We start from the raw sequence: 19,619 nt of genomic DNA, 5'->3' as shown, positions 1-19,619 counted from the left end.
ACGTTTTATTTGCGCAATGCGGTTTCAAATACAAAAGGGCCCGGCAATCTGCCGAGCCCTCCAAAAGTGCCTTGTTCAAGGAGACTACCGATCGACGGCTGCTCCCGCGCCCATCCTTTTCGAGAGGTCCCGACAGGTCTCAAGGAGCGCGTTACGCGCCTCGGGCACCGGCACGTGCGATGCGCTGTTTAGCCGGTGTATGAATGGCGTGGTAATCGCGGCGACAGCCTTGCCGGTGTAGTCGAAAATAGGTGCGGATAAGTTCGTCACACCGGCGAGCGTAAGTGACGGGCCCTCGCAATAACCCACATCGCGCACCCCGGGAAGATCGGCCAGAAACCTGTCGCGGCGCTCTCCGGCTTCCGTTCCGGCCAAAGTGAGCAGGTGCTCCAAAGCCGCGTCATCCATGAACGCAGCCAGCACGCGGCCTGATGCCGAATCGAAAATCGGGATTTGCGCCCCGAGCCGAACGGAATTCAGGTTGTTGTCGGGGCAGTCCACCTGGGCGACGACCAACAGCCGCCCACCCTGCAAAATACACAGGTGGATGGATTGGTTGATCCGGTTTGCCAGCTTCTGCATCGCGTCGCCTGCAATCGCGGTTAGCCGGCGGATCGGAGGATGGCGGTGGGCGACTTCGAACAACTTTGTTGTCAACTGGTAGCGGTCATCTCCGCTAAGCTCGACGTAGCCCCGCTGGCTGAGCACCACAAGCATGCGGAAGATTTCGGACGTCGTTCGGCCGAGCATCTTTCCGATCTCGACCTGGGTAAGTCCATCGCTGGCGGATGCCAGTAGCTCCAAAATGTCGAGGCCTTTCGTGAGCGCCGGCGCGCGATATTTCTCGTCTTCGGCGGACATGTCGGTCACTGTCACTTCATCCTCGATTAGCTGCGCGTTTCAACCACATTCCATCAGATAGCGATTTCATCGGCTCACGATAAGCGTCTAAATGGCAAGCGCGCCACCCCAAAAATACACCATCCCGTGGGACCGCAAAGCTCAGACGTGGGGGGATTCGACACGGTCACCCCGGCCCCCAGCATATAACACGCGCTTATAACCTTTGGCGTTAGATCGGGTTTTCGGCTTTACAGAGTCGGCTCGACGGGTTCGATTAAGCGCGTCGCAGGCCACTATCGGCAGTTTGCGCTGGAGCCCGACGGGAGGTCGGGCGGTGCTGATCGCGGCACGGATGTTTACCAGGGGGAGAATTCCATGATTACGAGACGAAACGTTTTGCTCGGTACGACTGCAGCTATTTCAGCAGGACTGTTGACGCGGGTATCGGATGCCCGCGCAGCCGAGTGGCCGGTACGACCTATCACCATCAACATCGGGAACGCGCCTGGCGGGGATGATGACACGCTCAGCCGCTTCCTGGCGCAGACAGCGAGCGAGGAACTCGGACAGCCTGTTGTGATCGAAAATCGTGCAGGCGGCTCAACGACTGTGGCAGGAAGTGCTGTCGCCGGAGCCAAGCCAGACGGATACAACATCCTCTGCCTGATCACTGCCGGACTGGTTCAGACCGTCCTCAGAGATAACCTCCAGTACGGCCTCGATGACTTTGTACCGATTGTCGAAATCGGCGGCTACCCGCTGGCGCTCATCGTCTCCGCCAAGGCAGGAATCACGAGCATCGACGAGTTGATGGCTGTGGCCAAGTCACCCGATGGCGTGACATTTGCCAGCGGTGGCGTAGGCACCGTGGGTCACCTGACATCCACGATGTTCCTCAAGGAGGCCGGGGGCAAAGGTGTCCACGTCTCCTACAAGAACAATCCCGAGGGCATTCAGGCTCTCGCAGGCGGCTTCACCCAAATGATCTTCGCGTCGGCTCGAGAGGCCGCGTTGCTCAAGGATGATCCCAACGTACGAGTCTTGGCGGTCACTTCCCCTGCCCGAACAACCAACTTGCCGAACGTCCCAACGACGGCGGAGATCGGCTATCCGCAGGTCAACTCGCGCGTCTGGTACAGCTATGCCGCCCCAAAGGGGGTTCCCGACGAAGTGGTGACGAAGTTCTCCGCGGCGATCGTGAAGGGCGTCAAGGACCCCAAGTTCCAGGAGCGCTTCACGCCGCTGTCTTTCCAGACCGACATCAAGACCGGCGACGAACTCACGGCTTTCCTGAAGGCCGAGCAGGACAAATTTCGCAAGGTCATTACGGAAAACAACATTCGACTGAACAACTGAGCTGGCGGCAATGGCCGCCAGCAAATGAACGGCGGACGGGTGCGGACCGCTGTGCAATCGCCGATGGGACCCGTTTTCGCTGCGGGCTCCCATCGGCGAAACGCAATTCGCTGCCCAGCAAGACGAATTCAAGGAGTGAAGATGCGCAGCTACCAACTTTTCATTGACGGGCAGTTCACCGACGGAGAACGCGGAGAGCATATCGAAACTCTGGACCCCTATCATGGCAAGCCGTGGGCTGAATTGGCTCGAGCGACGCGGGGAGACGTGGACCGCGCGGTAAAGGCGGCCCGCGAAGCGCTCGACAACGGCCCCTGGTCAAAGCTGACAGCGACTGCACGCGGCAGGATCATGCGGAAGATCGGCGATCTCATCACGCGTGATGCCGATCGGATTGCCGAGATCGAAGCTCGGGACAACGGCAAACTGCTCGCCGAAGTCCGTGGCCAGCTTAACGGCGTGGCCGAGTGCTGGTACTACTACGCTGGTCTCGCCGACAAGATCGAAGGCGCATGGATACCTGTCGAGAAGCCAGACACCATGGCGTTCACGATGCGCGAACCCATCGGCGTGGTAGCCGCCCTAACCGCCTGGAATTCACCGATCTGGTTTGCCACCGTAAAATGCGCGCCTGCCCTGGCGGCCGGCTGCACCGTCGTCGTGAAGCCGTCCGAATTCGCCTCGGCCAGCACGCTGGAACTTGCAGCGATCGTCAAGGAAGCCGGGATGCCAGACGGGGCGTTCAACGTTGTCACGGGCTATGGACATGATGCAGGCGCGGCACTTGTCGAACATCCCGATGTCGCGATGATAACCTTCACGGGCTCCGATTTGACCGGAGCGAAAATCTACGAGACCGCTGCCAAGCAGATGAAGCGAGTCGCGCTTGAGCTGGGCGGCAAGTCACCCAACATCGTATTCGAAGACGCCGATCTCGACCTGGCTGCGGCGGGCGTCGTGTCCGGCATCTTCGGTGCAGCTGGACAGATGTGCACCGCCGGCTCCCGCCTACTGGTCCAGAAGTCGATCAAGGACGTTTTCACGACCAAACTCGTGGATCTCGCTCGGTACATCAGGATGGGCGATCCGATGGACCCGAACACCAACGTCGGTCCGATTTCGACACCTCCGCAGTTTCAAAAAGTCCTGGATTACATAGAGATCGCCCGCAAAGACGGCGCGCGATGCATCCTCGGCGGCAACAGAGCCACCGGTGCGGGCCTGAGTGCTGGCCAGTTCGTGGAGCCGACCATCTTCTCCGACGTCACCAACGACATGAGGATCGCACAGGAGGAGGTCTTCGGCCCTGTCCTGTCCATCATCGAGTTCGATACCGAAGAAGATGCCACAAGGATCGGCAACGACATCGCCTATGGCCTCGTCGCTGGCGTGTGGACGCAGAACATCGGCCGCGCGATGCGCATGACGAAGGCCCTCAAGGTAGGAACCGTCTGGGTGAATACCTACCGTGCCTACAGCTTCATGATGCCGTTCGGCGGAACCAAGAAATCCGGCCTTGGGCGAGAGAACGGGATCGAGGCGATCAACGAATATCTCGAGACCAAGAGCGTCTTCCTGTCCACGGCGACCGAAGGCCCAACCAATCCCTTCATCATGCGGTGATGGCCCGTTTCCACGCGCGAAGCGCAGACTGCACCAAGCGAACTTAATACAAGAAAGTAAACCGCAATGAGCGTGTCACCCCTTTCAACCTCGGCACATACCACAGGCCAATCCGTAAGACTGGCCGGCCGAAGGATTATTGTCACGGGAGCTGCCTCGGGTATCGGCCGCACCACAGCCGCCCTGTTTGCGGCGGAAGGCGCGAAAGTCACTCTCTTCGACCGAAACACCGACGCGGTTCAAAAGGTCGCCGAGGAGATTGCTGCCGGCTTCTGCAGCGTCGACATCACTAATGAACCTGACGTTGCACGGGCCGTCGAAAAGGCCGCGTCCGAGATGGATGGCATCGATGGAGTGATCAATGCGGCAGGTATCATGTCCAAGGGGCTTGCTACCGAGGTGCCGGCCGACGATTGGCGTCGGATCATCGAAGTCAATCTGACCGGCACATACATCGTCGCGCGCTGCTGCATTCCGTTCCTGCAGTTGCACGAGCACTCCACGATCGTGAACATCGCCTCGGCTCAGGGACTTCTGCCGAACGCACCCGGCCACACGGCCTACGCGGCATCCAAGGGCGGCGTGGTAAACCTGACCCGCGCGCTTGCTGCGGAACTCGCTCCGAAGATCAGGGTCAACAGCATCGCACCCGGTATGGTGGACACGCCAATGGCGGATGGCTACCGCGCCAATGTGGGCAACTACGCGCTCAAGCGGTTGGCCGATCCAGAAGAAATTGCGCGAGCGCTTCTGTTCCTTACGTCATCGGAATCCTCCTACGTCACGGGCGCAGCGCTAGCGGTCGATGGCGGCCGTTCCTTCCACTGAAAACAAAACCGGGGAACACTCAAATGCAAAACGATCAACCAGTTCCGTCTCCACGCCGTCCGCTGGGAGCGAAAGATGTGACGGCCGGGGTGTTCCTGGTCGCCGTCGCTCTAGCCGGGCTCTACTATAATCAGGACTACGAAATCGGTTCGGCCGCCCAAATGGGGGCCGGCTACATGCCGATGCTTGTCTTCGGTTTGCTGGGCCTGCTCGGCGCAGCGGTTGCCATTCTCGGCATCAAAGGCGAGCACGATCCCCTGGAAAGTTGGGCTTGGAGGGAGATGGTCCTGATCCTTGGCGCGATGGCGGCATTCGGCGTCCTGATCGAGCGTGTCGGGATGGCCGTCTCGGTCGCGGTCGTCGTCGTGATCAGTGGCCTCGCTGACAGGGAGCAGACCATCCGGGGGATCGCCGGTCTGACTTTGGCGCTCGTTGCGATCTGTTGGGCAGTATTCACTCTCGGGCTTGGCTTGAACGTGTCGTTCCTGCCTCCCGCCCTCACCCAGTTCTGAGCGAGAAAGCCATGATCGAGAACCTCGCCCTCGGCCTTTCGGTCGCGATGACTTTTCACAACCTCGGATTCGCCTTCATCGGTTGCATGATCGGAACGGCAATCGGGGTCCTTCCCGGTATCGGTCCGCTCGCGACCATCGCCCTCCTGCTCCCGCTGACCTTTGCATTGGACCCGATTACAGCGCTGATCATGCTTTCCGGCATCTACTACGGCGCTCAGTACGGCGGGTCCACGTCGGCGATCCTCTTGAACCTGCCAGGCGAAGTCACGGCTGTCGTGACGACACTGGAGGGTCACAAGATGGCGAAACGGGGCCGAGCTGGCGCGGCCTTGGCCACAGCGGCGATAGGATCGTTTTTCGCTGGAACCGTGGCCACGCTGGTAGTCGCCGCTTCCGGCCCCCTACTGACGAACCTCGCGCTCTCTTTTGGCCCGGCAGAGTATTTCTCACTGATCCTCCTTGGCCTGATCATCGCAACGGTGCTCGCCCAAGGTAGCATCTTCAAGTCGATCGCCATGCTCGTGCTCGGGGTGGCGCTCGGCCTCGTCGGCACAGACGTCCAGAGCGGCCAGGTCCGGTTTTCGTTCGGCTTTTTCGAACTTTTCGAGGGCATCGACTTCGTAGCCGTGGCAATGGGGATATTCGGTGTCGCCGAAATCATCCGCAATCTTGAACACCCGGAAAACCGGAGCGGGACGGTCGCCAAGGTGGGGAGCTTGATGCTGACCAAGGAAGAATTCAAGCGGGCAACGCCGTCGGTGATCCGCGGCACCATCGTGGGATCAATTCTTGGCATCCTCCCCGGTGGCGGATTGGCGCTGTCAACCTTTGCCTCATACATGCTCGAGAGGAAGGTCTCGAAATACGGCCACGAGTTCGGCACCGGAGCAATCGAGGGTGTCGCCGGCCCTGAAAGCGCGAACAACGCTGCTTCACAGACCTCGTTCATTCCGATGCTCACCCTCGGCATCCCTGCAAATGCAGTTATGGCTCTCATGATCGGCGGCCTGATGATCCACGGTATTCAGCCCGGCCCTGGCGTGATCCAGGCCCAGCCCGCTTTGTTCTGGGGTCTGATTGTCAGCATGTGGATCGGGAACCTGATGTTGCTTGTGATCAATCTGCCATTGATCGGGATGTGGGTGTCGCTCCTGAGGCTTCCATACAAGTACCTGTATCCGGCGATCCTCGTGTTCTGCGCAATCGGCGTCTACTCGGTAAACTATTCGCCGTTCAATGTGTTTGAGACGGTTCTGTTCGGCTTTCTGGGATACCTGTTTTTCAAGCTCGCGCTTGAGCCGGCACCGTTGCTTATCGGCTTCGTCCTGGGACCAATGCTGGAAGAGTATCTGAGGCGGGCCATGGTCGTATCCCGCGGCAGCGCTTGGGTCTTCGTAGAGCGTCCTGTCAGCGCCGTGCTCCTCGCGATCGCGGCCCTCGCTCTCGGCGCAATGCTTCTTCCTTCGATCCGCCGGAAGAAGGACCAAGCGCTCGAAGAGTAGCAACACTTACCCTCGATCAATCAGAAGCACGGAACTCACCGGGATATCCAGCGCAAAGCTACGAATTTGACGGCTTGCTTGCTGCATAGCGAAGGTTGACCATCCCGTGACCGAGCTGCTGGCATTCAATCAAGGAGAGTTCCACCTTGCCAGCTAGGCCATCGGTGCCGAACTCCACCACGCTGTCGGTGCCGGACCGTGCTTCCAAGGCCGGCGCAACGATGAAGTTGAGTTCATCCAACAATCCACTGGCCAGCAATGCACCGTTGGTCGCCGCGCCGCCTTCAAGCACGATCCGTTCGATACCAAGCTCCCGATTCACGACAGCCAGCAATTCCCCGACGTCAAAATCGGCAGTCTCGGCGACGACGTACGAGACGCCGTCTGCCGCCAACTCAGCAAGATAGCTGTCAGGAACATCGTGCCCGAGTAGCGCAATGATGTGATCGCCGAAGAGGTCCGGTCCTCTGTAGTGAACAGCGCCCGATCGGTCGATCGCGATCCCAAAGCTCTTCGCCTCGCGGTTTGCGAAATGGGTAGGCCTGGCCACCTTTTGCGAACCTTCAGGTGCGTGGGGAGCACCTTTCGCCATCTCCGCCATGGTCGCGCGACCCACCATCCATGCTTGGCACCGAAGTTCCTCGCGCACCTTGTCGCAGATTTTCGAAAAGTCGGAACGGTCTCCGTCCGGTGACTTGGTCCATCGACTTGGATGAAGGCTTCCATCCGGTGACGTCAGCATCAAACATGCGATAAAAGGTTTCACGAGCGATACCTGCTTCTTCGATTTCGATCGGACGGATTTGGAGTTCAGCGTCTGCCAGTCTCAGATGGCGCAATATCCTACGCCACCAAGAGAATAAGTCCGTCAATCGACTTCTTGGCATCACCATAGAACATCCGGGTAATCTCCCTAAAAATAGGGGGTTTTCGATCCCGGAGTATGCCGTCCCCTGCCCGCGTTTCTTGCAAGATCGCGACGTAGGCGCGAAGCCGGCCGTGACAGCGCCCTTAATCGAACACGAACACGCCCTTGCCGATTTTCCGCTGCTCGAAGAGAGCGTAGGCCTCGACGGCCTGATCAAGCTGGAACTCGTGTGTAAAGAGCGCGTCCACGTCTATACCGCGTTCGGCGACGAAGCCCGCGCACTCATCCTGAAGGTTCTTGTTGAAGGTGAGCGAGCCCACGAGGTTTTTCTGATTGGTGATGAGTTCGTCGCACTCAAACTGCATCAAGCCATGGACCCCTACCAGGCAGGTAGTTCCCCACCGCTTGATAGCCTGAAGGGCCTGCTGGCGCGCCACCGAGTTGGAACTACATTCGATCGCCTTGTCTGCTCCCAGGCCACCTTTCGTGAGGTCGCGTATTGCTTTCACGGGATCATCTTTCATCGGGTTTATGACGAAGTCCGCCCCGAAATCTTTGGCCATTTGCAGGCGTTCTTCACCGACGTCGAGGGCGATGACGCGCGCACCGAAGGCCTTGGCGAAGACGGTGCAACTCAGGCCCACCGGCCCCTGTCCGAAGATCGCGATCGTCTCGTCCGCAAGCAAATTGACCCTTTTCAAAGCGGCGTAAGCCGTTCCGCTGCCACATCCGACGGCTGCTCCCGCGTTGAATGAAAGCCGCCCCGGAAGCTTGATGAGCGTGTGAGCCGGCACCTTCATGAAAGGAGCGTGCGCCCCATGGCCATTCCCGCCGAACGCGATCCGGGTGTTGTCGCAGTTCTGCATCCAACCGGTGCGGCAGTTCGGGCACGTGCGGCATCCGTCATAGTGATATACCATGACCCGATCACCGACCCGCGCTTCCCATGGACGAACAGCGGAACCGACTTCTTCGATGATGCCGCAGGGCTCATGCCCTTCGATGACGATTTGATCCTCGCGCCTCTTGGGCTCGTTGAGGTGGTTCAGGTCGCTACCGCACATTCCGGAGGCCTTGATCCTTACGATAACCTCATCAGGACCGGGAAGTGGATCGGGATAGTCCCGAAACTCCATCTTCCCCTCGCCTAGAAACACGAGACCCTTCATAATCTTTCCTCCACCTCAATGGTTCGGGCCTGGCCCGCCCATTTACCCCGCTGCGCGCCTGGAACGCAGTTGCTGCTCGCAAATCTCGCGCATCAGCACAATAACGATAAGGGGCGAAAGCGGCTCAGGCCGCGTGGCTTATAGCTCGGGATTATAACCCGTCATAGCGCTGAGGCTGCAGTCTAGTCTCTATCAGAGAAGCGCTAAGCCAATGCTTTAGGGCCTATCCGGCGCGATCTGCCGTTATAACCTTACATTATACCATCTAGGTCGCCCCACTGTTTTGAGCAGTTCTAGCGTGTTACCCAATTTAATCAGGAGGCACGAGACGCCGGCCATTTGGGAGCAAAGGCCGCGCTCGCAAAGCCCAACAGATTACTTGGCAATACTAGCTGTTTGGCCAGGTGGAAATACCGGAGACCGATGCCGGAGACCCACGTCTTCAGACGCTGGGATCGGAGGAGCAACATGCATGAGGGAGGTTTCCATGCACGCTACGCAGAATAGATACCGCACACACTCCAGGTCCGTATCAGGCTCGATTTTCCGGTCGTCAGCTTTGACGCTAACAACCCTGCTCTTCGCCGGTTCCGCAATGGCGAAAGACCTGACCTTCGGCTACGTTCCGGCGAGCCTCGAATATCCCTACAACGTCATGACGGCCAAGGGCTTCGAGGAGGCCGCCAAAGAAAAGGGCGTTAAAACAGTCGTCATTGACCCGCGCGGCAGCGTAGAAAAGCAGGGGAACTCCCTCGACGATCTGCTATCTCAGAAGGTCGATGCAATTGGTTTCCTCCCGCTCGACTCCGTCGTCGCGGAAGGGTTTGTTGACAAGGTCAGCGACGCAAAGGTGCCAATCGTAGCTATCGCTTTACAGGTCGGCGATTCAGCGAAGCGTCAACTGAAAGACCCCTACCCAGGCCTATCGGCCCTGGTTGCAACGGACAACTATCAGTCCGGAGTTGTTGCTGGCGAGATGGCAGCTGGTCTGTTGCCAAAGGACAAGACAGCTAAAATTGGCATCGTCATGGGTGATCCGGCCTACACGATCGTCAAGCTCGATACCGACGGTTTCAAAGCCGCACTGGACAAGGCTGGGGCGAAATACACCATCGTTGCGGAGCAGCCGACGAACTGGACACCTGATGAAGGCGAAGCCGTTTGCCAGAACTTCCTGACGGCTCATCCTGACATCGACTTGATTTACAGCCATGCCGACGACATGGCGATCGGATGTGCACGCGCAATCGATGCATCAGCCTCGAAGCCGAAGCTAATCGCGACCGGCGGTGGATCTAAACTCGGCCACGACGCAATCCTTGCCGGGGAAATGTATGGGTCGGTCTGCACGAGACCTCAACTTCTCGGCAAGCTGATGTTTGATGCCCTCTACGAGGCTGCGACAAAGCCGGAAACTCCCAAAGGTCGCTTCGTGACTTACGACATGCCTCCGATCACCAAGGAAACCATCGACTCCTGCCCTGAGCAGTGGTGAGATCTTTCGATTGATGAATGGGAGGTGTCCTTTGCAACACGAAAACCCGATCATGCAATTACGTGGTGTTGTTAAGGGATTTCCCAATGGCACACTCGCCCTGCGCGGTGTCGATCTCGACATCGAGCAGGGCAAAGTCCACGGCCTGCTTGGCGCGAATGGCGCTGGCAAATCCACGCTGATCAAAATCCTGTCCGGCGCGTATTGGGCCACGCTGGGCGACATAATCTGGCGAGGTGAGCCAGTGAAATGGGATAGCCCCAAGGCAGCCAACGACATGGGGGTTGCCACCGTTCACCAACACATTCCCTTGGTCCCGACACTCTCCGTTATCGAGAATATCTTCCTCGGCAACCGCGGTCTCTGGCGTCTCTCCACGGGCATCCGCCGGGAATACGAGACCCTGTGCGAACGCATTGGCTATCGTCTCGATCCCGATGCGCTGGTGGGTGATCTCTCCATCGGCGAGCGCCAAATGGTGTCCATCATGACAGCTGTGGGGACCGGAGCCGATCTGATCGTCATGGATGAGCCTACGGCCTCCTTGGCAGCGGACGAGCGTGAGCTGGTTTACGCCACCGTACGGCGGCTCTCAAAGGGGGAAAACAAAGCGATCTTGTTCGTCAGCCACTTCTTGGATGAAGTGATGGCGCTGACTGACCAAGTTACTGTCTTGCGAGACGGAACGGCCGTCCTCCGTGCCAACACTGCGGACCTGGACGAAGACCGTATTGCCGAAGCCATTGTCGGAAAGCAGATTGTCGCCCTCGAGCGACAAGCGCAAGAACGGACACCAACCATTGGAACGGCGCGTCTGCAGTTGCAGAACCTGGCCTCCAAGGGTCGCTTTGGCCCTATTTCGCTGGATGTCGCTCGTGGAGAGGTCTTAGGCGTTGCCGGGCTTCTGGGCTCTGGCCGGAGCGACTTCCTCCACGCGATCTATGGCTCCGACCGAAACGCTACCGGGACAGTGCTGCTCGACGGATTGGCGGTTGCGCGCAACACCGGAGCGGCCGTGAAGGCGGGGATGGGTATGGTCCCGGAAGACCGAATGGCTCAGGGCTTAGTCCCGGAGTTCGAGATTTGGCGAAACACCACATTGCCAGCACTGGGCGGCGTCTCTGTTCTGAATTCAATGCCAGTCGAGGAACGCGAGCGCGAACGCGGTTGGGAAGCGATCCGCACTCTATCGATCAAGGCAAGTTCGCCCGACATCCTTGTGAAGGACCTCAGCGGTGGTAATGCGCAGAAGGTTACCATCGCCAAGTGGCTCTATAGCAACGTGAAGCTATTCCTGCTTGACGAGCCCACGGCCGGCATCGACATCGGAGCAAAGACTGACATCCTGCGTCTTGTTCGCAAACTGGCCAGCGAAGGTCAGTCAGTCATCATAGTCTCTTCCGAATTCGAAGAGCTGCTCGCGGTCTCGGATCGCATCATCGTTCTGCGGGACGGTCATTGCGTAGCGGTTCGCAGTGCCCATGAAACATCCGAACACGAATTGCTTCTGCTTGCCGGCGGGCAGGCTGCTTCCCTTGAAGCGGCCGTCCACTAACCGGCATCGTTGAGAAAGCGAGAGAACGCCATGAATACAATTACCCAAAGCCCGGTCGAGAAAATCCCGGAAGCTCCCCAAATCAACTACGCTGCGCCGGCCACCAACTGGCGTCGCCTGTTCGGTCTGAGAGAGCGTGGCGTCTATTACGCCCTGCTGCTGTTGATTGCCGTGATAACGCTACTCACGAGTTACCTCGGTCAGTCAAACTACCTGAGTGTTTTGAACCTCTCGAACGTGGTCTATCAGTCATCGTTGATGGCCATCATGGCGGTCGCTATGACCGTCGTGCTCATCAGCGGAAACTTCGACCTCTCTGTCGCTTCGGTCGCGGCGCTAGCTGCCGTGATCCTGATCGGCAATGCTGACGCGATTGGTTTCATTCCAGCTGCGGCCCTTGCTATGGCAGTGGCTATGGCAATCGGCCTGATCAATGGATCGATCGTCCAGTTCCTGGGCATTAACGCCTTCATCGTCACCCTGGGCACGATGACTGCCGTACGCGGTCTCGTTCTGATCTACACAGACGGTCGCTCGCTGTCTGCGTCGGACCCCGACGTCATCGCAACAATGAAGGCCTTCGAGGGCGGTCGCCACGATGGTTTCTGGCTGATTGTCGCGGGCGGCGTCTTACTGCTGGCTTTGGGAGCTATCGGCCTGGCGAGGACGCTGAGCAACAAAGCCCCAATGCGCCCCTCCTCTATCGGGATGACGATTGGCGGCATCGCGCTTCTTCTGCTCGCTTGGGCGTCGGGCGGTGAGCTGACTCTGCGCAATCCGGTAATCTACCTCGCCATCTTCACCACGATTGTCTGGTTCACGTTGACCTTCACAATGGTGGGACGCCGCGTATACGCCGTCGGCGGCAACTCCGAAGCAGCCAGGCTTTCCGGCATCAATGTGCTTCTCTACAAGCTGATGGCCTTCGTCTTCTGCAGCGGAGCAGCAGGGTTCGCCGGCATCCTTTTCGCCAGCCGGCTGCGCTCCATCAATCCCGCTGGCCTCCAAGGCGCTGAGCTTACAGTTATAGCGGCGGCCATCCTCGGTGGGACGTCCCTGTTCGGCGGCGCGGGCAGCGTGATCAAAACCCTTGCGGGCGCGCTCCTCCTGTTCTCCCTCACGAATGGCTTCAACATCTTGAACCTTGGCGCGAACTGGCAGGGCCTGATCGAGGGCATTGTCGTGGTCGTAGCCGCCGCGATCTACACGGTCGGTGGGAACAAGTCGAAGTCAAAGACCGGCGGCTGACCTGACATACGTTCAGACCGCCCGGTCCACTGACGGACGGTCTTTTCTTCAATATCTGAACACTGGAGTGCATTTCGTGACCGATATTCCAAGAGTAGACTACGCCGGCAAGGTTGCCTTCGTGACCGGAGCCGGAAGCGGCGTCGGAAGGGCTACGGCTCTGGCATTCGCCAAGGCTGGTGCTTCGGTTGCCGCCGTCGATATCAACGAAGTCGGCCTGAATGAGACCGCTGCCATCATCCGTGACGCAGGCGGAAAAGTCCTCCCGATCACATGCGATGTCACCAAGGGTGACCAGGTGAAGGGCGCAATCGACAAGACGGTGGAGACGTTCGGACGACTGGATGCGGCCCACAACAACGCCGGTATCGAACAGCCGGCGCAACCGATCGGCGACATTTCAGAGGAGCTTTGGGACCGCGTCATCGCGGTGAACCTCAAGAGCGTGTTCCTCTGCATGAAGTACCAGATCGAAATCATGCTGAAGCAAGGCAGCGGGGCCATCGTAAACACGGCGTCGGGTGCCGGTGTCCTCGCTATCAGAAACCAATCCAGCTACTGCGCATCGAAGTTTGGCGTGGTCGCGGCTAGCAAGGTGGCAGCACTAGAGTATGCCGACAAAGGCATCCGAGTGAACGCCATTTGCCCTGGCATCATCGATACCCCCATGATCTCCCGTTACACCAATGACACGGACGAAGGCCGCGCCTTTATGATTGCCCAGGAGCCTATAGGTCGAATGGGTCGTCCCGAGGAAATCGCGGGTACGGTGCTTTGGCTTTGCTCCGAGGCGGGCGGGTTTGTCACGGGTCACGCCATGATCGTTGACGGCGGTCAGACAGCGGGCATCTGAAGCGCGACGAGAACGCTGGTCAGGCGAGGCACCTGACCAATTCGGCTGCATCATCGAGCGTTTCCAATCGTTCGGCGAGGGCCACGGCTCTCGCCGAAATTGCTTCCGGGACCGGATCTTTCGCAACGGACGCGCATTCGAAAAACTTCACACAGACATCCTCCCAGCTCATCGGATTGTCCGCGTTGCCGGGAACACGACGCCCTTCCTCGATCCACCGGCCGCCCCCACCGGTGGTTATTTCCACGCGCCCTGGCGGCAGCTCCAGCTTCCAATCCAGTGTGGAATCTCGCACCAAGGTCATCTTCTGGCCCACTGACAGCACTTTCTTGTCGTTGAGCGACGCTTCCGTGAAGTCGGTAACGCTCATTCCCCTCCGCACGACGGCTACCGAGACCAAATACGGAAGGCTGAACTTGGCGTCGGCGAGAGTTGCGGGCGCGCGCCGCTCATCAAGCGGCTGACACATCAGATCGTGATAATCGCCGACGTGCAGGCGGATTTCAGCAATTTCATCCGGCTGTATGTTGTTACGGGTCACGATGTCAATGGCGGCCTTCATGTGGCTGTGCGCGGTGCCGACACATGGCCAACGCTTGTACAGCGTTCCACTCCCGAGGAATTCCCGCCCGAGGTCGGCAACTATCTTTTCGCGATCGTAGCGGCCGCCGAAATAGGTATTCAAGAAACCGTATTGCCCCTCGAAGGCCTTGTCGATGCCCGTAACGCCCTTCTCGGCCATCATCGCGGCAAGCACAGCTCCCTTGGCCGAAAACCCCGCATACATTCCACGCAGGTCACTTCCCCTGCCCGCTACCATCTCCATGATCCCTGAAGACTGCATGGTCGCGATCCCCATAGCGGCTGCCGTCTGCGAGGGTGACAGACCCATCACGCGACTGGCGGATGCTGCCGCCGCAAAGACCGCCAACACAGTCGATAGGTTCCAGTCTTTGTTCCATCCGACATTGCACCTGAGCCGGGCGAAGATGTCCTGGCCAGCGGCCACCGCGGCGATCAGATCTCTCCCATGCACTCCACCTTGCCGCTCCGCGACAGCGAACACGGCCGGCACAATCGAGCTGGCGGTATGTTGTCCCCACGGCGTTTGGTCATCGTAGTCGAGGCAATGAGCCAGGGCACCGTTCGCCATGGCCGCCATGAGGGCCGGAGCCTTCCCTCCGAACCCGAGGACCGTGCAGTCTGGCCGCCCTCCGGTTTCGGCGACGATTTCCGCGACTGCCTGAACTGCCGGTTCCATACCGCTGGCGGCAAGGATGACGCCAAGCGTGTCCAGGATGCTCTTTTTCGCCGCCCAACGTGCGCTTTCATCGAGTCGATCGATGTCGACCTCGGCAGCGTGAGTACCGAAGATATGGACAAGATCGCGCGTTTCATCAGTCATTGTCGAAAACCCTATTCCTAGTCAGTAAGCTGATGTTGCACGAACCGAAACTGATCTCATCACCAACCTGCATCAACGAGGTCCCCCAAACGCGATGATATAACTTTAAGTTATATCGTCCTGGTCGCTAGCGACATTGGTGGTTCTCAATTCAGCTCCAAAGTGGAAAGTTCTAAGAATGAACATGGAGGAGAATATGCCGTCACTAAATGGCAAAACCGTATTGATCACAGGTGCACTGGGAACGATCGGTAGATCTTTGGTCGAACGCTATGGCCAGGAAGGAGCGCGGGTCATCGCGTCCGATCTTCCGGGGGCGGAAAACGCCGATGAAACGGTTCGCGGTCTGGCGCAGGAAGCCCGCTATTTCGGCGCGGATCTGAACCAACTCTCCGATCTCGAATCCGCGGTCACGAAGCTTGCCGACGACGTCGGCGGCATCGATATCCTGGTGAACAACGCGGCATTCGTGGTCAACAAACCCCACGAGGAGTTCTCCATAGAAGAATACGAGGAGGAGGTCCGCGTCAACTCTACTGCCGCCTTCGTGCTGGCAAGAGCCTGCAGCAAGCACATGAAGCAGAAGATGTACGGCAAGATCATCAATCTGACTTCTCTGACCCTCAACGGAAACTGGGAGGGTTTCGTACCGTACGTCGCCTCCAAGGGCGCGATGTTCGGGCTGGTGAAGTCGATGGCGCGGGAACTTGGCAAGTACAAGATCACCGTGAACGGCATCTCCCCTGGCGCGGTCGTCTCGGACGCTGAATGGAGGCATTTCGGCGAGAAACGAGAAGCCTATCACCAGTGGATTCTTGAGCGTCAGAGTATCAAACGTAGGATCGAGCCGGTCGATATCGCCAACCTGGCCGTGTTCTTATCCAGCCCGCAGGCGGACCTTATTAGCGGACAGGACGTACACTGCGACGGCGGCTGGTAAGCCATCGGTACTGGGAGGAAATGTAATGGGAGTGGAACACCCGCGGTTGCTCGCGGACGGCTTTCTATTTCTGGAGGCCCCAAAGTGGCATGATGGCCGCCTGTGGCTGTCCGACGTATTCGATCACAAAGTCCACGCTCTGGACGCCAGTGGCAAGCGCAGCGAATATCTGGAGATACCGAACAGGCCATCGGGGCTGGGGTTCATGTCTGATGGATCCCTGGTGATTGTGTCGGCCATGGATCGCAAGCTTCTGCGTTTCGATGGATCGGCGATCAGCGAATACGCCGATCTTTCAGCTCATACGAAGTGGTGGCTGAACGACTTCGCGATAGACGCTTCGGATCGCATCTACATCGGAGACTTCGGCTACGACTTCGTCGCCAATGATCCGCCCTGCTCTACGACGCTCCATCGAGTGGACAGAGACGGGTCAATCTCGGTGGCAGCGAGCGATGTGGACTTCCCGAACGGCTCCGTTGTCATCGATGGCGGGCGCACTCTTGTAGTTGCCGAGACCTGGAAAGCCCGCATCAGCGCGTTCGACATCGATACGCAAGGAAACCTGAGCAACCGTCGCATTTTTGCCGATCTCGATGGCCGCCAACCGGATGGGCTCTGCGCTGACGCGGACGGTGGCGTCTGGGCCGGCATATACAACACCGGCGAGTTTGTCCGGGTGCTCGACGGGGGCCGGATCACCAACACCTTCAAGTTCGATGGCTCTGCAATATCGTGCACACTCGGAGCAAAGAGCGGCCGCCGTCTTTTCATGACGGCGTTCTTGGGCTCCGAGGCTGATATGGCTGCAGGCCTGCGCAAAAGCGCGGTTTTCTATGCCGATCTTTGAAGTGCCGCGTGGATATAACCTAAAGCTATACCCACGCCACCGAACGCGTTGCGACCCGTCTCGTCGGCCGATAGCCTGACGCCAACTCAACCAAATCGAAGCTGCCATGACTGTAAAATCCATCCTGTCATTCCCGCCGCTCGCCGGCATGACCTACCCAAATCTCGATCAATCGGACCTGATCCGGATCGTGGCCGGCCCCGAAGGCGTCGCCGAGGTGTCCGAGGCAGATAGATCGGCCGTGCGGGTTCTGATGACGAGCGCCACAAGAGGATGCAGCGCAGAGCTTGCCGATAAGCTGCCCAATCTGGGCTTTGTGGTTTCGCAGGGAGCTGGAAGTGACAAGATCGACATTCCGGGTCTTGAAAAGCGCGGCGTGCGGGTTCGTTGCGTTGGCGAGGCGTTGACCGACGACGTCGCTGATCTTGCCATGACGTTGACCATCATGCTCTGCCGCGATCTCGTCCGGGCGGATGCCTTTGCGCGGGGCGGCGAGTGGGAACGCGGTAGATTTGATGTCGGCGATAGCCCGGTCGGCATGACGATCGGCATCGGCGGGCTGAGCGGCCGCATTGGTCAAGCAATCGCCGCGCGTGCCTCTGCCTCGAAAATGAAGATCGCGGGATTGAAAAGGGGATCGAACGAGGGTCTCGGCGCATCCCTTTACGACGGATGGGAGGCACTGGCCGAAGCGAGCGATGTCCTCGTCCTGGCCGTTCCCGGCACAGCGGACCTCAAGCATGTGATCGGATCGCGAGAGCTTGCAGCTCTTGGGCCGAAAGGACGGCTCATAAATGTCGGCCGCGGTAACCTCGTCGACACAGAAGCGCTCATCGTCGCTCTGGAGACCAAGGCGATCGCTGGTGCAGCGCTTGACGTTCTCGACACAGAACCAGTGATCCCTCCCCGGCTGGCGGCTTTGCCCAATGTGATCCTGACACCGCACATCGGCGGACAGACTTGGGGGCAGCGCTCTCGAGGTGCCCGGATCGCCGAGGATGAGGTCCTCGCATTTCTTGCGACCGCGCACTCGCGGCAAAACTAACCTGCCGACATCAATCAGAAGCGAGATCGATGCCGATCGATTTCCAAAGGACCGACGAAATGACTGACAAACAGCAATGTACTTACCCGAAGATTGGGCTCCTGATTGATGGAGAATGGATTTACGACCGCGAGGCGCTCTGCGACGTGGAAAACCCCAGCGACGAGTCGATCCTCGGCCAAGTGCCCAAGGCCACGGCACGGGATCTGCAGAACGCATTGGAATCGTCAGCGCGCGGTTTCGAGACGTGGCGTAGGACACCTCCAACGGCAAGGGCAGCGGTGATGCGGCGCGCCGCGGCGCTTGTTCGTGAACGTGCAAAAGACATCGCACCAATCTTCACGGCTGAATCGGGGCGGACCTACGCTGAGGTCCGGGCCGAAATCGAACGGTCCGCGACGTTCCTGGACTGGGACTCCGAAGAAATCCGCCGCCTGTATGGCCGGATAGTGCCAACCGACCCGCCCATCCAACAATTTGTGGTCCGCGAACCTGTTGGTCCAGTCGCAGCCTTTACGCCGTGGAACGTTCCGATGAGCGCTCCTTCCCGCAAGATCAGCGCGTCGCTGGCTGCCGGCTGCTCGATCATCCTCAAACCCGCCGAGGAAACCCCAGCAACGGCGTGCCTGTTCGCTCAGTGCTTCCTTGATGCCGGCCTTCCGAAGGGCGTCCTGAACGTCGTGTTCGGCGATCCGGATGAGGTGTCACGCACACTGGTGCTCTCGCCTATCACCAGGCTTGTCACGCTCACCGGTTCGATCAACGTGGGCAAGCACCTTACAAGACTGGCAGTCGAAACAATGAAGCCCGTCCTTATGGAGCTTGGCGGTCATGCGCCTGTTATTATCGATGAGAACACCAACGCCGACGAGATCGCCCAGCTGGCCGTGAACTGGAAGTTCAGAATGGCAGGGCAGTTTTGCTCCGCCCCCTCTCGTTTCCTGATCCATCGCTCCCGTTACGATGATTTCGTCTCTAGCATCTCTGAGAAGGCCAGCAAGCTGAAGGTCGGCGATGGCTTTACCGAAGGTGTGCAGATGGGTCCGCTCGCCAATCGACGGCGTTTGGCCGCCATGGCTGACCTCGTTGAGGATGCGGTTTCCCATGGGGCGAGAGTCACAACCGGCGGCAAGCGTGTCGGGAACCGTGGATGGTTCTATGAGCCCACGGTTTTGGCGGACGTGCCGCTGGACGCCCGGGTCATGAGCGAGGAACCCTTCGGTCCGATCGCTCCGTGCATGGCGGTGGATTCCATGGACGAAGCCCTGAAGATCAGCAACAGCCTGAGCATGGGGCTTGCCGCTTTCGTGTTCACCAACGACATGGAGCGCGCCGACTATCTGTCGCGGGAGCTTCAGGTTGGATCGGTCGCCCTCAACGTCTTCACCAGTCCGGGGGGCGACGCGCCCTTCGGCGGCGTTCGCGAAAGTGGTATTGGCCGCGAGGGCGGAACGGAAATGTACCACAGCTATACGGTTGCGAAGACGATCGCGGAGCGTCGGGTAAAAGTTTGATTTTCAAGCT

At 59.0% G+C, this 19,619-nt stretch carries 17 protein-coding genes and 1 pseudogene; 13 read left to right on the top strand and 5 right to left on the bottom strand.

Annotated features, from left to right (window positions below; all coding sequences use genetic code 11):
* Positions 1–84: 84 nt before the first annotated feature.
* Entirely contained in the window at positions 85–861 is a 777-nt protein-coding gene (locus tag RLCC275e_RS25960; RefSeq protein WP_033184628.1) for an IclR family transcriptional regulator, read from the bottom strand.
* 357 nt (positions 862–1,218) lie between these two features.
* On the opposite strand from RLCC275e_RS25960, the gene RLCC275e_RS25955 reads away from it, so the two are divergent.
* The 5 genes from RLCC275e_RS25955 (at position 1,219) to RLCC275e_RS25935 (ending at position 6,667) form a co-directional block, all read left to right on the top strand.
* A complete protein-coding gene (locus RLCC275e_RS25955; protein WP_033184579.1) occupies positions 1,219–2,199 on the top strand; it encodes a Bug family tripartite tricarboxylate transporter substrate binding protein in 981 nt (326 codons plus the stop codon).
* Between the two features lie 141 nt (positions 2,200–2,340).
* Positions 2,341–3,822, top strand: coding sequence for an aldehyde dehydrogenase (locus RLCC275e_RS25950; protein ID WP_033184580.1), 1,482 nt, complete (start codon positions 2,341–2,343; stop codon positions 3,820–3,822).
* A gap of 66 nt (positions 3,823–3,888) precedes the next feature.
* Complete coding sequence (locus RLCC275e_RS25945) at positions 3,889–4,650, top strand: SDR family NAD(P)-dependent oxidoreductase (protein WP_033184581.1); 762 nt, start codon at positions 3,889–3,891, stop codon at positions 4,648–4,650.
* 23 nt (positions 4,651–4,673) lie between these two features.
* Positions 4,674–5,162 (top strand): tripartite tricarboxylate transporter TctB family protein, encoded by a 489-nt coding sequence (locus RLCC275e_RS25940; protein WP_130708035.1) that lies wholly within the window; start codon positions 4,674–4,676, stop codon positions 5,160–5,162.
* A gap of 11 nt (positions 5,163–5,173) precedes the next feature.
* Positions 5,174–6,667 (top strand): tripartite tricarboxylate transporter permease, encoded by a 1,494-nt coding sequence (locus RLCC275e_RS25935; protein WP_018494302.1) that lies wholly within the window; start codon positions 5,174–5,176, stop codon positions 6,665–6,667.
* A 58-nt stretch (positions 6,668–6,725) separates the two neighbouring features.
* Here the strand turns inward: RLCC275e_RS25935 and RLCC275e_RS25930 are convergent, their stop codons facing one another.
* The 3 genes and pseudogenes from RLCC275e_RS25930 to RLCC275e_RS25925 form a co-directional block, all read right to left on the bottom strand.
* Positions 6,726–7,433 (bottom strand): dihydrofolate reductase family protein, encoded by a 708-nt coding sequence (locus RLCC275e_RS25930; protein WP_033184582.1) that lies wholly within the window; start codon positions 7,431–7,433, stop codon positions 6,726–6,728.
* A gap of 77 nt (positions 7,434–7,510) precedes the next feature.
* A pseudogene (locus RLCC275e_RS34795) lies at positions 7,511–7,632 on the bottom strand (NAD(P)(+) transhydrogenase (Re/Si-specific) subunit beta); the annotation flags it as partial.
* A 46-nt stretch (positions 7,633–7,678) separates the two neighbouring features.
* Positions 7,679–8,704 (bottom strand): zinc-dependent alcohol dehydrogenase family protein, encoded by a 1,026-nt coding sequence (locus RLCC275e_RS25925; RefSeq protein WP_033184583.1) that lies wholly within the window; start codon positions 8,702–8,704, stop codon positions 7,679–7,681.
* A 472-nt stretch (positions 8,705–9,176) separates the two neighbouring features.
* Between RLCC275e_RS25925 and RLCC275e_RS25920 the strand changes: the two genes are divergently transcribed.
* From RLCC275e_RS25920 to RLCC275e_RS25905, 4 genes are all read left to right on the top strand, one after another.
* Positions 9,177–10,199, top strand: a complete 1,023-nt coding sequence (locus tag RLCC275e_RS25920; RefSeq protein WP_033184584.1) for a sugar ABC transporter substrate-binding protein — start codon at positions 9,177–9,179, stop codon at positions 10,197–10,199.
* 52 nt (positions 10,200–10,251) lie between these two features.
* Positions 10,252–11,754 (top strand): sugar ABC transporter ATP-binding protein, encoded by a 1,503-nt coding sequence (locus RLCC275e_RS25915; protein ID WP_050516900.1) that lies wholly within the window; start codon positions 10,252–10,254, stop codon positions 11,752–11,754.
* A gap of 30 nt (positions 11,755–11,784) precedes the next feature.
* Complete coding sequence (locus RLCC275e_RS25910) at positions 11,785–13,002, top strand: ABC transporter permease (protein ID WP_033184586.1); 1,218 nt, start codon at positions 11,785–11,787, stop codon at positions 13,000–13,002.
* Positions 13,003–13,069: 67 nt separating this feature from the next.
* Complete coding sequence (locus RLCC275e_RS25905) at positions 13,070–13,855, top strand: glucose 1-dehydrogenase (RefSeq protein WP_082229882.1); 786 nt, start codon at positions 13,070–13,072, stop codon at positions 13,853–13,855.
* Positions 13,856–13,874: 19 nt separating this feature from the next.
* On the opposite strand, the gene RLCC275e_RS25900 is transcribed toward RLCC275e_RS25905, so the two are convergent.
* Entirely contained in the window at positions 13,875–15,260 is a 1,386-nt protein-coding gene (locus tag RLCC275e_RS25900; RefSeq protein ID WP_033184587.1) for an MmgE/PrpD family protein, read from the bottom strand.
* 196 nt (positions 15,261–15,456) lie between these two features.
* On the opposite strand from RLCC275e_RS25900, the gene RLCC275e_RS25895 reads away from it, so the two are divergent.
* From RLCC275e_RS25895 to RLCC275e_RS25880, 4 genes are all read left to right on the top strand, one after another.
* Positions 15,457–16,200, top strand: a complete 744-nt coding sequence (locus tag RLCC275e_RS25895) for an SDR family oxidoreductase (RefSeq protein WP_033184630.1) — start codon at positions 15,457–15,459, stop codon at positions 16,198–16,200.
* 25 nt (positions 16,201–16,225) lie between these two features.
* Complete coding sequence (locus RLCC275e_RS25890; protein ID WP_033184588.1) at positions 16,226–17,050, top strand: SMP-30/gluconolactonase/LRE family protein; 825 nt, start codon at positions 16,226–16,228, stop codon at positions 17,048–17,050.
* Between the two features lie 106 nt (positions 17,051–17,156).
* Positions 17,157–18,095: an NAD(P)-dependent oxidoreductase gene (locus RLCC275e_RS25885; protein WP_033184589.1), complete on the top strand. Its 939-nt coding sequence runs from the start codon at positions 17,157–17,159 to the stop codon at positions 18,093–18,095.
* A 29-nt stretch (positions 18,096–18,124) separates the two neighbouring features.
* Positions 18,125–19,609, top strand: a complete 1,485-nt coding sequence (locus RLCC275e_RS25880) for an NAD-dependent succinate-semialdehyde dehydrogenase (RefSeq protein WP_246713891.1) — start codon at positions 18,125–18,127, stop codon at positions 19,607–19,609.
* Positions 19,610–19,619 lie beyond the last annotated feature (10 nt).

Source organism: Rhizobium brockwellii (genome assembly GCF_000769405.2).
Classification (GTDB): Bacteria; Pseudomonadota; Alphaproteobacteria; order Rhizobiales; family Rhizobiaceae; genus Rhizobium; species Rhizobium brockwellii.
The sequence above is the reverse complement of the archived record's forward strand: the minus strand, read 5'-3'. Positions and strand labels throughout refer to the sequence as shown.